Source organism: Streptomyces durocortorensis, from assembly GCF_031760065.1.
Taxonomy (GTDB): domain Bacteria; phylum Actinomycetota; class Actinomycetes; order Streptomycetales; family Streptomycetaceae; genus Streptomyces.
On the sequence record NZ_CP134500.1, the window covers coordinates 2,243,387 to 2,255,418 of the forward strand.

The 12,032-nt window shown below is 76.0% G+C and carries 9 protein-coding genes; 5 read left to right on the top strand and 4 right to left on the bottom strand.

Annotation, left to right across the window (positions count from 1 at the left end; all coding sequences use genetic code 11):
* Positions 1-9: 9 nt before the first annotated feature.
* Both RI138_RS09890 and RI138_RS09895 read left to right on the top strand, forming a co-directional pair.
* Complete coding sequence (locus tag RI138_RS09890) at positions 10-2,931, top strand: helix-turn-helix transcriptional regulator (RefSeq protein ID WP_311119605.1); 2,922 nt, start codon at positions 10-12, stop codon at positions 2,929-2,931.
* Positions 2,932-3,137: 206 nt separating this feature from the next.
* Positions 3,138-5,045: an AfsR/SARP family transcriptional regulator gene (locus RI138_RS09895; RefSeq protein WP_311119606.1), complete on the top strand. Its 1,908-nt coding sequence runs from the start codon at positions 3,138-3,140 to the stop codon at positions 5,043-5,045.
* Here RI138_RS09895 and lanKC read toward each other — a convergent pair.
* The 4 genes from lanKC to RI138_RS09915 form a co-directional block, all read right to left on the bottom strand.
* A complete protein-coding gene (gene lanKC / locus RI138_RS09900) occupies positions 5,032-7,647 on the bottom strand; it encodes a class III lanthionine synthetase LanKC (protein WP_311119607.1) in 2,616 nt (871 codons plus the stop codon). The genes RI138_RS09895 and lanKC overlap by 14 nt on opposite strands.
* An 11-nt stretch (positions 7,648-7,658) precedes the next feature.
* On the bottom strand, positions 7,659-8,957 hold the full coding sequence (locus RI138_RS09905) for an MFS transporter (RefSeq protein WP_311119608.1): 1,299 nt from the start codon (positions 8,955-8,957) through the stop codon (positions 7,659-7,661).
* Positions 8,958-9,147: 190 nt separating this feature from the next.
* Positions 9,148-9,306 (bottom strand): hypothetical protein, encoded by a 159-nt coding sequence (locus tag RI138_RS09910; RefSeq protein WP_179500030.1) that lies wholly within the window; start codon positions 9,304-9,306, stop codon positions 9,148-9,150.
* A 92-nt stretch (positions 9,307-9,398) separates the two neighbouring features.
* Positions 9,399-9,557: a hypothetical protein gene (locus RI138_RS09915; protein ID WP_179500029.1), complete on the bottom strand. Its 159-nt coding sequence runs from the start codon at positions 9,555-9,557 to the stop codon at positions 9,399-9,401.
* A gap of 285 nt (positions 9,558-9,842) precedes the next feature.
* On the opposite strand from RI138_RS09915, the gene RI138_RS09920 reads away from it, so the two are divergent.
* From RI138_RS09920 to RI138_RS09930, 3 genes are all read left to right on the top strand, one after another.
* Positions 9,843-10,994, top strand: a complete 1,152-nt coding sequence (locus RI138_RS09920) for a radical SAM protein (RefSeq protein WP_311119609.1) — start codon at positions 9,843-9,845, stop codon at positions 10,992-10,994.
* A gap of 62 nt (positions 10,995-11,056) precedes the next feature.
* Positions 11,057-11,740 carry an iron-containing redox enzyme family protein gene (locus RI138_RS09925; protein ID WP_311122835.1) on the top strand — a complete coding sequence of 228 codons (684 nt, stop codon included), beginning with the start codon at positions 11,057-11,059 and terminating at the stop codon, positions 11,738-11,740.
* Positions 11,737-11,955, top strand: coding sequence for an aroma-sacti cluster domain-containing protein (locus RI138_RS09930; RefSeq protein WP_096625710.1), 219 nt, complete (start codon positions 11,737-11,739; stop codon positions 11,953-11,955). Before RI138_RS09925 ends, RI138_RS09930 begins: the two co-directional genes overlap by 4 nt.
* Positions 11,956-12,032 lie beyond the last annotated feature (77 nt).

Sequence of the window (12,032 nt, forward strand, 5' to 3'; positions counted from 1 at the left end):
CCTGCGGCCATGCGAGCGACTTCGCCGGTCATCGTAGGTCGGCACGACGAGATCGGACTGCTGAGCGGCGCCCTGGACTCCGTACAACGGCGTTCGGGGCGCGCGCTGTTCCTCCTCGGGGAAGCCGGCATCGGTAAGTCCCGGCTGGTGGGCGAGTGCGCGTACCGGGCCTACGAGCTCGGGATGCCGGTGCTGCGCGGCCGGGCCACCTCGACCGGTCTCGTCGTCCCGTTCCGCCCGCTGGCGGAGGCGCTGGCCTCCCGGTTCCGGGCGGCCGGAACCCCGGACGACCCGGAGCTGACGCCCTACCACCCGGCGCTGGCCCGGCTGGTTCCGGAATGGCGCAAGGGCAGTGCGCCGGGCTATCCGGAGACGGTCGTGGAACTGGCCGAGGCGCTGCTGCGGCTGCTGTCCGTGCTGGGCCGGGAGGCGGGCTGCGCGATCCTGCTGGAGGATCTGCACGACTGCGACACCGAGACCGTCGCGGTCGTCGAGTACGTCATCGACAACCTGGCCGAACTGCCGATCCTGCTGCTGGGCACCCTGCGCCCGGAGCCGGGGGCGGCGCTGGACCTCGTACGCTCCGCGGAGCGTCGGCACGTCGCGGCGGTGCGGGAGTTGGGGCCGCTCGGCGAGGCGCAGGCGCGGGCGCTGACCGGGGCGTGTCTGGAGGCGCGGCCGGAGGAGATACCCGACGCGGTGCACCGGCGGCTGGCCGAACGCGCCGCGGGCAATCCTTACTTGCTGGAAGTGCTGCTGGCCGACCTGCTCGACACCGGGCGGCTGTGCCGGACCGACGGCGGGTGGGCGGCGACGGAGCAGCCGGAGGGATCGGTGCCCTCGGACATCGTCCGCAGCTGGGCCCGGAGACTGGAGCGGCTGGACGAGCCGGTGCGGGAGCTCCTGCTGGCGTCGGCCACGCTGGGCAGCCAGTTCTCGGTGACCGTGCTCCAGACCGTCACCCGTTTCGAGGGCCGGGCCCTGTTCTCGCATCTGCGGTCGGCGGTGGAGGCCGGGTTCATCGCCCCGGACGGCGCGGCCCCCGACCGCTACGCCTTCCGGCACTCGCTGACCGCCGAGGCTCTGATCTCCTCGCTCGCCCCGGCCGAGCGTGCCTCCCTGGCCCGCCGGGCCGCCGCGGCCATCGAGGACTCCGGGCAGCCGCTGGACGAGGACGGGCGGCAGCTCGTCGCCTCGCTCCAGCTGGCCGCGGGCAACCGGGCCGCGGCGGCCCGTCAGTTCGCGGAGGCGGGAAGACGGATGCTCGCTTCGGGGGCGTACGGCTCCGCCGTGGTGCTGCTGGAGCGGGCGCAGTCCCTGGCCGCCGAGGGTGACCGCTCCGCCGTCGCCGAGTCGTTGGCCCTGGCCCGGGCGAAGGGCGGTGATCTGGACGGCGCGCTGACGCTGGCGGACGCGCTGCCGCCGGTCCCGGCCCGTTCCGAGGCCGCCGCCCGGCGCGGCGAGGCGCACATCGAGCTGGCCTGGGTGGCGGTCATGACGGAGCGGACCGCCGACGCGACCCGTCAGGCGGACGCCGCCCGCGCCCTGCTGGGCCCCGACCCGCTCGCCGGCCGGCGGGCCGCGCTCGCCGTGGTCGACGGGCATCTGGCCCTGTTGCCGGGCAACGGGCGGGCCCCGCGGGGTCCGGCGGAAACCGAGCGGGCCGTACGGGAGGCGGCGGAGACCGCCGAGGCCGAGGGGCTGCCCGTGGTCGCCTGCCAGGCCTGGCAGTTACTGGCGCTGCTGCGGCGGGAGCAGGGGTTCGACGCGGCGGACGGGGCGCTGGAGCGGATGCTGTCGCTGTCCACCGAACACGCCCTGCCCATCTGGCGGGTGGAGGCGCTGGTGCGGCTGGGGGCGAACGCCTTCATGCGGACCGGGGACGCCTCCCGGCTGCTCTCCGCGCGGGCGGCGGCCGCCGAGCTGGGCGCGCTGATGCTGACCCGTACGGTCGACGGGCTGCTCGCGATGAACGCGGTGCTGTGCGCCCGGTGGGAGGAGGCGCAGGAGATCATCGACCGCTCGGCCCGGGCCAGCGCCCGGGTCGGTGATCTGTCGGCCCACCGCTATCTGCTGCTCGCCGGGGCCACGCTGGCGGCGCACCGGGGACGGCGGCGGGAGATGGACCGGGCGCTGGCCGCGTTCCGGCGGGCCGGGGGCGAGCAGTCCCTGCTGGTGCCGCTGCGGTCGGGCCTGTGCCGGGCGTTCGGCGCGCTGCTGGAGGAGGACCGGGAGCGGGCGGCGGCCGAGCTCGACGAGGCGCTGGCCTGGGAGGCGGACCACCCGAGCTACTACTACCTGAGCGGGCGGTACGGGCTGCGCCCGCTGCTGCGGGTCCTGGCGGGCGAGGCGGACCGGGCGGAGCTGGAGGCGGCGCGGTCGGCCCCCGGGGGGACTCTCGCGTGGAACCGGCAGTTCCTGGAGCTGGGCGGTGCGGTCCTGCTGGGCCGGGCGGGGGACGCGGCCGGGGCGGCCTCGATGATGGCGTCCTTCGAGGTGTCCGCCGCGCCCTTTCCGGTCGCCCGCCATCTGGGGCTGCGGCTGGCCGCGGACCCGGCCCGCGCGGACGGCTGGGGCGAGCCGGTGGCGTGGTTGCGGACCGCCGAGGAGTTCTTCTACGGGGCCGGGGTGCAGCCGGTCGCCTCCGCGTGCCGGGCGGCGCTGCGGCAGGCCGGGGCGAGCGTGACCCAGCACCGGGGCGGCTGGGACCGGATTCCGTCCCCGTTGCGGAGCAGCGGGGTGACGCCGCGCGAGTACGAGGTGTTCGTGCTGCTGCCCGAGCGGCCCGGGAACCAGCAGATCGCGCGGCGGCTGTCCATCTCACCGCGCACGGTGGAGAAGCACATGGCCAGTCTGCTGAGCAAGACGGGGCGCGCGGACCGGGCCGCGCTGTGCGAGTTCGCCGCCGAGTGCGCGGTGGACTCCGCCTGAACCGTGGGGCCGGGGGCCCGGGGGTCGGGCGCCGGGGGTCGGGCGCCGGGGGTCGGGCCCGCAACATGGGGGCCCGGGGCGGTTTCGGTCGGGTGTGCGGGCGGAAAATGCGGGTGGGGCCCCGATGCGGGGCGGTCCGGGTGGCGGCAGGATCGAGGTGCGCGTACGGCAGTCTGCCGCCCGTCCCCGTTCCCGGAGGCCCGCTGATGACCCGTCCTCCCGTCCCCGCCGGTTCGCCCCCCGCCGGTGGCGTGCACGTCTCTCTGCTCGGCCCGCTCACCGCCCGTACCGGCGACGGCCGTGAGCTGCCGCTCGGGCCGCGCAAACAGCGCCTCGTCCTCGCCACGCTGCTGGCCCGCCCCAACACCCCCGTACCGGTGGACGTGCTGACCGACGCGGTGTGGCCGGACGATCCGCCGCGAACCGCCCGCAAGAACCTCCAGGTCTACGTCAGTGCGGCCCGCACCCTGCTGGGCCCGGCCGGGGAGGACGGGCGCGACCGGGTGGTGCACGGCTGCGGCGGCTATCTGCTGCGGATCGGCGAGGGCGAGTTGGACGCCCTGCGCTTCGGGGCGCTGGCGCGCGCCGGGCGGGCGGCGGCCGAGCGGGGGGACCGGCCGGGGGCGGCCCGGCTGCTGCGTGCGGCGCTGGATCTGTGGGCGGGGCCGCCGCTGAACGATCTGCGGGACTCCGCCGTGGTGGCCGAGGAGGCCGACCGGCTGGAGGCCCGCTGTCTGACGGTCTACGAGGACTGGGCGGAGACGGAGACGGAGCTCGGCCGGGCGGCCGTAGCGGTGGACGGGTTGCGGGACCTGGTGGATCGGCATCCGCTGCGGGAGCGGCTGCGGGCCGCCTGGATGAACTCCCTGCACCAGTGCGGCCGTCAGGCCGAGGCGCTGGCGGTCTACGACGACTACCGGCAGCTGATGGCCCGGGAGCTGGGGCTGGAGCCGAGCCCGGCGATGGCGGCGCTCTACCGGGCGGTGCTCGGCCGGGGGCGCGAGGTCCGGCGGCCCCCGGCCCCGGAGGCGGTCCGCGCGGTGGCGCTGCCCGCGGACACCGGGGCCTTCACCGGCCGCCGTGACGAACTGCGCGGGCTGCTGGGGGCGCTGGACGGCGGCGAGGAGCGCGTGGTGGTCCTCTCGGGTCCGGCCGGGTCGGGGAAGTCGGCGCTCGCGGTGCGGGCGGCGCATCTGCTCGCCGACCGCTTCCCCGACGGCCGCGTCCAGGTCCGGATACGGCGGGAGGACGGTACGGGGCGCGGGGTGGCGGAGGTGCTGGCGGAGCTGGGGAGGCTGTGCGGGGTGCCGGGGACCGCCTCGGCGTCGGCGGCGGGTCCCTTCGACGACGTACGGGCCGACGGCCCCGCCGCCCCGGCGGTGCTCGCGGAGGCCTGGCAGGAGTGGCTGGCGCGCCACCGGGCCCTGATCCTCCTGGACGACGTTCCGGACGAGGCGTCCGTACGCGGGCTGCTGCCCCGGTCGGGGAGCTGTCGCGTCCTGGTCACCGCCCGGCGTCCGTTGGCCGGTCTGGCCCCGGTGCACCGGATCGCGCTGGCCGACCTGGCGGACGGTGAGGCGCTGGAGCTGCTGGGCAAGCTGATCGGGGCGGGGCGGCTGAGGGCGGACCCGGCGGCGGCGCTGCGGATCGTCCGGGCGTGCGGGGGGCTGCCGCTGGCGGTCGGGGTGAGCGGGATGCGGCTGGCGGTTCTGCGTCATCTGCCGCTGGCGGAGTACGCGGCCCGGCTGGAGGACCCGTCGGCCGCACTGGACGAGCTGGTCGCCGGGGACCTCTCCGTACGGCGGTGGATCGCGTCCGGCTGGCGGGACCTGGCCGACGGGGACCGCTGGGCGCTGGGGCGGCTGGCCGGGCCGGGCGAGGACCGCGGTTTCACCCTGGACCGGGCCGCGGCGGCGCTGGGCTGCGGGGAGCGGGCGGCGCTGCGGGCCGTGGAGTCGCTGATCGACGCCGGGGCGGTGTCCTCGCCCGCCGGGGAGGTCACCGCCCATGCCGCGCTGTACGAAGTGCCGCGCCTTCTGGGCCTGTTCGCCCGCGAGCGGGCCACGGGGGCCGGCCCCGGCGCATCGGCGGCCGCCGCCCTCATCCCAGGGTGAGCAGACTCAGCAGGTCGTGCGGCCGGTGGCCGCCGCCCCCGGGGGCGGCGGCCGTATCGCTGCCCTCCCCGGCTTCCGCCCCGGCCAGGAAACTCAGGGCGAGGAGCAGCCCGGCCGCCCCCGTGGCCAGGTCGGCGGAGCAGCGCCGCAGCCTCGCCCCGGGCACCAGCAGCCGGTCCCCGTCGGCGACCAGGTGCCAGGACAGGTTGCGTACGGAGGCGAGGACCTCGGGCCCGGCCGGGCCCTCCTCCAGCTGGCGGGCGGTGGAGACGAGTCCGGCGCGGCCGGTGAACAGGCCTGGTTCGCGGACGAATTCGTTGCCACAGCCCTTGCGCACCCCGGGCAGCAGGCCGGCCAGCGCGGGCGCTTCCTCCCGGGCCAGGTAGGCGCGGGCGACGAGGGCGAAGCCGCCGCTGCCCTGGTCGAGGTAGAGCAGATGGCGGCGGCCGTCCTTGACCTGGACCGTGCCGTCGGGCATTTCCACGCAGTGCCCGGAGTCCCGGTACAGGGCGGTGCGGGCGGCGCGCAGGAGCCAGTCCTCGCCGGTGAGCGCGTGCAGTTCGAGGTGGAGCAGGGCGGCGCCGCTGAGCCCGCGCAGCAGTCCGGCGGAGGGCGGGGCGGCCGGGCCGTCCGGCACCGCCTCGCCCCGGACCAGGCAGTCGAGGTCCCAGGCCGTGCGCAGGGCGGTGTCCACCAGCTCCGGGTCCGGGGCCCCGGGGCCGACCGTCGCCAGGCGGAGGGCGGCGAGCGCGACGCCCGCCCGGCCGGTCAGCAGGTCGGCCGAGGGGGACGGGTGGGCGGCGGCGACGGCTCGGGCGAACAGCTCGCGCCCCTCGTCCGTGCGGCCGAGCAGGGCCAGCGCCACGGCGGTGCCCGGGAGACCGTCGTAGAGGCCGCCCGGGGAAGCGGGGTCACGGCGGCGGGCGGCGTCGGCCAGCCAGTTCGTCCACTCGGCCGGGACGGGGGCCCCGGTCCGGTGGAGCGCGTAGAGGACGCCTGCGGCCCCGTGCGCCAGGTCGGTGCCGCCGGTGGCGAAGGACTTGGGGTCACCGGGGAAGAGCCGGTCGCGGCGCTCGGGCGTCGCGCCGGCGTGGATGCCCGCGAGCAGCCGGGTGCGCAGTTCGGCCCAGTCGGGCGCGGGTCCTTCGAGGAGGGCCGCGATCTCGCTCTCGCGGTCGGCGGCGCTCTCCGCCGCACGCAGGAGGGCCGGGCGGGGCGGACCGGCGTCGGGTGCGAGACCGTAGCGCCCCCGGGCCCAGGATTCCAGGGCCAGGGCCTTGGCCCGGTCATGGGCGGCCATCTCGGTCAGCGGCATCAGCATGGTGAGCCAGGTCGCCCACAGGGCGTAGGCGTCGGCCTCCGCGCCGGGGGTGCCGGGCGGGGCCTGGAGGCCGGGCGCTCCGGCCAGCGGGGTGCGGTCGTCGTCGAGCGCGGTGGCGTACTCGAAGTCGACGAGGGCGAGACGTCCGTCGGGCCGCAGGATGATGTTGGAGGGGTGCAGGTCACCGAAGCGCAGTCCCCGGCCGTGCACCTCCGCCAGGGCGGCGGCCAGTTGGCCGGTGACCCGGTCCACCCACGCGGTGTACGGGGCGAGTTCGGCCGGGGTGCGGGCGCCGCGCACCAGGGCGAAGCGGGCGACGATCTCGTCGAGCAGGGTGGGCCCCTCCACGTACTCCGTCATCAGGAACCGGTGCTCCCACACGGTCCGCACCCCGTACACCCGCGGTACGCAGTCGAGCCCGGCGAGCGCCTTCAGCGCCCGGTGCTCGCGCTCCAGCCGGGTCACGGCGTCGTCGCCCACCGCGTCGAGTCCGCAGTGCGGGCGGGCCTCGCGCAGCACGACCCGGTTGCCGGTCTCCCGGTGCCGGGCGAGGTAGATGCCGCCCGCGTTGGAGAACTGGAGGGCCTCGGTGACGGTGTACGGGAAGGAGTCGTCGCGGGCGGCCGCGCGGGCGGCGAGGTGCGGACGCAGCTGCTCGGGCACCCGGACCCATGAAGGCACCCGGAAGACCACCCCGCGCTCGTCGGGCACGAGTTCACCGGAGGGGTGGCGCAGGGCGGGCACGCGCTCGCCCCGGGCGTCACGGCACCAGCGGTCGACGAAGGCTCCGTACCGTACGTAGACGGGCGCGTCCCCGATGCGCAGGTCGCTCAGGATGTAAGGGCCCCGGCGGCCGGACAGGGCGCGGGTCAGCTCGTCGAGCACCCGGGTCAGGGCGGCCCCGTCGGGCGGGTAGAGGGTGAGGAACTTCCCCGCGCTGCCCCGGGACATGTACTTCCCCGACATCAGCAGGAGAGCCTGCTCGCTGCGGAGGAACTTGAACGGCACCCGGTGCCTGAGGCAGATCCGGGCGGTGTCCCGCAGAGTCCGCGCCGCCTCCTCGGGGACGGTGGACACATGGATCTTCCAGCCCTGTTCGGCCGGTTCGCCGTCCTCCGGCAGCAGCGAGGTCCACAGGCCGCCCGCCACGCGCCGCCAGCCGGGGGGCGGCTCGGCGGCGTCGAGCGGGTAGCGGGTCTCCTGGTCGGGGAGACGGGCCGGGGTGTCGTAGTACCTGCGGTCGGCGAGGCAGTAGAGCTGGGTCTCCTGGATGCCGGGCACGGCGTTCCTCCTCAGGGTGTGCCGGGACGGCCGGCGGTGTCGTGGGCGGGTCGGGCCGGAGCCTCTTCCGGTGCGTCCCCCGGGCCGGAGCGGGTGGGTGACCCGTCGGCGGACGCCCCGGCCCGTACGGCGGGGGCGAACGTCACCACCGCCGCCGAGAGGGCCAGCACACACCCGGTCGCGACGAAGGCGGTGCGGCTGCCCAGGGCTGTCAGCAGCGCGCCGCCCGCGAGCGGGCCGAACGGCTGGACGATCGAGGACAGGAAGGAGGCCGCGCTCTGCACCCGGCCGACCCGGTCCTCGGGGGTGACGATGAGCAGGGTCGACAGGAAGCCGATGCTGGCGACCGTCGACAGGCACATGCACAGCGCGCACAGCAGACCCGCCAACAGCGGGCTGCTGAGCCAGGCCAGCACTCCGGCCGTCAGCACACAGCTCCAGCAGGTGATGACGAGGAGGGGCCGCACATGGCGGTCCGGGGCGATCCGGGGCGCGAGCAGCGCACCGGCGAGGGCTCCGGCCGAGACGCAGGTGATGACGAACCCGCCGCCGAGCCCGGAGCGTCCGCCCTCGGAGAAGACGGCGAGCGCGGTGAACGTGAGGGCCCCGAACGCGAAGTTCATGCCGAGGCCGAAGACCAGCAGCACCGTGCGCAGATAGGGAAGTCGCCACAGGAAGCCGAGCCCGGCGGTGAGTTCGGCGCGGCTGAAGACCGAACCGGCCTTCGCCCTGGCCGCCGAGCGGGTCCGCACGAGGGCCACGCAGACGGTCGACAGGAACAGGCCGAGGAACTGGGCCGTGAAGGGCAGTGCCTGGTGGACCCCGAAGAGCGCGCCGCCGACGAGCGGGCCCACCAGCCGGGTGGTGGCCGTACGCGCCTGGAGCCGTGCCGTCGCCGTGCCCAGCTGGTCCGCCGGCACGACCGCGCGCATCAGACCGAAGGCGGCGGGGGCGTAGACGCTGTTCAACACGGCTCCGGCGGTCGCGACCAGCAGGACGAGCGCCATGGGGGCGCGCCCGTACCAGACCGCGACGGTCAGGGCGGCGACCGCGATCAGGCTTCCCCCGTCGCACAGCCGCATCAGACGGCGGCGCTCGATCCGGTCGGCCATGACCCCGCCCGGCAGCATCGTGATCAGCACCGCGCAGATGGACACGGTCCCCACGGTGCCCGCCTGCACCGCGGATCCGGTCTCCTTGAGGATCAGCAGCGGCAGCGCGAGGGCACTCATCTGGCTGCCCAGAACGGCGAAGAGGCCGCTCATCCAGAGCAGCCGGAAGTCCCTGTTGGAGCGGAGCGGCGTGGCCATCGGGGGCTCCCGGAGATCGTCGGTGCGGGGAGGGCTGGGCGGGGCGTGCGTTACGTGGCGGAGGGGGGCGGAGCGCGGCGGGACGGCTCTCCCGTGCTCGCGGAGCCGTCCCGTACCACCCGTCCGCGGGCCGGGCACCGGGGAGACGAGGTGTCCGCCTCGTCCCGCCGCGGTGCCCGGCCCGGTGCGATCAGCGCTGCGATTCGACGACGCTCAGCACGCTGATGCAGTTGCCGTCGGTCGTCTCGCCGCCCTGGACGGACGTCTCCTGGAGGTCCAGCACGGAGTGAGCCTCGACCTCGGGCGTCTCGTCGGTGCCGTCGGCCGCGGGCTTGGTGTTCTCGGACATGGTGATCTCTCTCCATCCACTCGTCACTGCGGAACGGGAACTGCGGAACGGGAACTGCGGGGCACGCGCCCCTCGGTCACCGGTGCGTGAGGTCAGTTCTCGACGACGCTCAGCACGCTGATGCAGTTGCCGGGGACCGAGATGTCACGGTCGCCCTGGACGGACGTCTCCTGGAGGTCCAGCACGGAGTGAGCCTCGACCTCGGGCGTCTCGTCGGTGCCGTCGGCCGCGGGCTTGGTGTTCTCGGACATGGCGATCTCCATCCACTCGTCACTGCGGTGCGGCGGGCCGGTGCCTGCCGTTGCCGAGAAAGCTAGGAAGCCCGGCCTGGCGATCGCTTCGGCGCCGGTATGGCACCGGTATCGGGCCAGCTCGGACTGGTGGGAGCACCCCCCGACGGTTCCGGCCGGGGCCCGGGGGCCCGTCCTGAGCTGGGCCCATACCGCTGCCGAAGCGTTGCCGGGCCGTCCTCGAACCGGTGCCGCGCAGCCTGGGTACGCGCCCGACGCGCCCCGGCCCCGAAGGAGGCGGCCCGCATGGAACTCGCCGAACTCGTCGCACGGCGGCCCTTCCCGGCCGCAGGTCTGCTCCTCGGACTCACCCGGCGCTGCCCGCTGAGCTGCGCGCACTGCTCGACCGAGTCGGGCCCGTTCACCCGCCAGGAGCCGGACTCCGGTCAACTGGAGTGTTTCGTCGCCTCGTTCACCCAGGAGAACCGGCCGGACGTGGTCATGCTGACCGGCGGCGAGCCGCTGCTGCTGCCCGGGCTCGCGGAGCGGCTGAGCACGCTGGCGCGGGCCGCCGGCTCCCGTACGGCCCTGCTCAGCGGCATGTTCTTCGCCCGTTCCGGGGGCCGGCCGAACGGGCGACGGACCGGTCAGCGGGCCGGCCGCCGGGCCGGGGCGATTCCGCCCGCGATCCTGCGTGCGATCCGCTCCGTGGACCACTTCTCGGCCTCCCTGGACGTCCACCACGAGCGCGAGGTGCCCCGCGCCGACGTGTTCCGCGCCCTGCACCTCATCCGGGACGAGGGCGTGGCCGTGAGCCTCCACCTCACCGGAACGGGCGGCTCCGACCCGTATCTCGCCGACATCACCCAGGCCGTACAGGGGGAGTTCGGGGGCAGCGTGCCGTGTCTGGTCAACGAGGTGCGGCCGTTCGGCCGGGCCGCGGCCTGGGCGCGGGCGGCCCGCCCCGGCCCCGACCCCGCCTCGGCCTCCCCGTGCTCGATGGCCGCCTGGCCGGTGGTCGCCTTCGACGGACGGGTGCTGGCCTGCTGCAACCAGGACACCGTGGACCGGCGGCCGGTCCCGGCCCATCTGGACCTCGGCCACATCGCCGACGACGACTGGGGAACGGTGCGCCGCCGGGCACTGGAGTCCCCGGTGCTGCGGATGCTCCGCACGGTCGGCCCCGCTCACCTGGCCGCCCGGTACGGCTCCGGCGCCGCGCGCGGCTCCTACTGCGACGGCTGCCGGGCGCTGGGCGGGGACGAGGCGGTGGCGGCGGGGGCGCGTGCGGTGGCGGGCGGGGCCGCCGGGGAACTGCTGGACCTGGCGGCCGCGCTGCACGGCTCCCGGGAGGGGGCGCGGGGCGTGGTGCGCCGCCACGGCTGCGCGACGTACGCGCCGCTGGTCCTCGCGGGCGGGCCGCCACCGCGGGAGACCGACGCGGGGGACGCCCGGTGAGCGGGGCGAGGCAGGCTGACGGGGTCCCCGGCGCGGCCGCCCGGCTTCGGACCAAACTCCTGCTGCTGGAGCCGGAGTTCCGGGGCGCCACCCACCACATGTGGCGCGCGGAGGGGCTGTTGCCGCGCTACCGGACGTATCTGTGCACCATGCACGCCGTCATCCGCGCCTCCGTCCCCCTGATGGAGCTGGCCCTGGAACGCGTCCGGCGACGGGTCTCGTCCGGCGATCCGTCGGCCGCCCCGCTCGCCGCGTATCTGGAGGAGCACATCCGGGAGGAGGAGGGGCACGACGCCTGGTTGCTGGAGGATCTGCGGGCGGCGGGCGGCACGCCCGACGAGGCGCTGGCCCCGATGCCCTCGCCCCTGGTCGCCGCGCTCGTCGGGGCCCAGCACTACTGGATCGAGCACCACCACCCGGTCGCCCTGCTCGGCTACATCGCCGTCCTGGAGGGCTACGCCCCCGCCCCCGGCCTCACCGACCGCATCGCCCGGCGGACCGGGCTGCCCACCGCGGCCCTGCGGACCGTGCGGGAGCACTCGGTGCTGGACACGGGACATCTGGACGAGCTGTACGCACTGCTGGACCGGCTGCCGCTGACCCGGGAGCTGGAGGCGACCGTGGCGGTCAGTGCGCTGCACTCCCTGGACGCGCTCACCCGGCTGTTCGTCCGGCTCGGGCGCTCCGTGGCGGCGCCGTCGCCACGGGGAGCCGGACCTGTCTCACTGATGGGAGTCACACCATGACCGGACCACCCGAGAGCGCCGGACGGCCGCCGTTGCCGGACGCGTTGTACGAGGCGGGCTTCCCCGTGGACCTGCTCACCGAGGAGCAGCGCGAGGTGCTGAACGCGCTGACCCCGCAGGAGCTGGCCCTGCTGCTCGACGTCAAGAGCCGACTGGACGCCGTGGGGCCGGAGGTCCAGGCGCACGGGGAGATCGCCGGGGGCGCACTGTTCTGACCCGCGGCCGGTGACCGATCACCGGTACGGGCCCGGCGTCCGGTTCACCGCCGCCGGGCCCGTACCCGCCGGGGCAC

Coding starts and splice junctions, on each gene's coding strand:
- RI138_RS09915 (WP_179500029.1), bottom strand. CDS start 9,557: ATGTCCGAGAACACCAAGCCCGCGGCCGACGGCACCGACGAGACGCCC.
- RI138_RS09890 (WP_311119605.1), top strand. CDS start 10: ATGCGAGCGACTTCGCCGGTCATCGTAGGTCGGCACGACGAGATCGGA.
- RI138_RS09910 (WP_179500030.1), bottom strand. CDS start 9,306: ATGTCCGAGAACACCAAGCCCGCGGCCGACGGCACCGACGAGACGCCC.
- RI138_RS09905 (WP_311119608.1), bottom strand. CDS start 8,957: ATGGCCACGCCGCTCCGCTCCAACAGGGACTTCCGGCTGCTCTGGATG.
- RI138_RS09920 (WP_311119609.1), top strand. CDS start 9,843: ATGGAACTCGCCGAACTCGTCGCACGGCGGCCCTTCCCGGCCGCAGGT.
- RI138_RS09930 (WP_096625710.1), top strand. CDS start 11,737: ATGACCGGACCACCCGAGAGCGCCGGACGGCCGCCGTTGCCGGACGCG.
- RI138_RS09895 (WP_311119606.1), top strand. CDS start 3,138: ATGACCCGTCCTCCCGTCCCCGCCGGTTCGCCCCCCGCCGGTGGCGTG.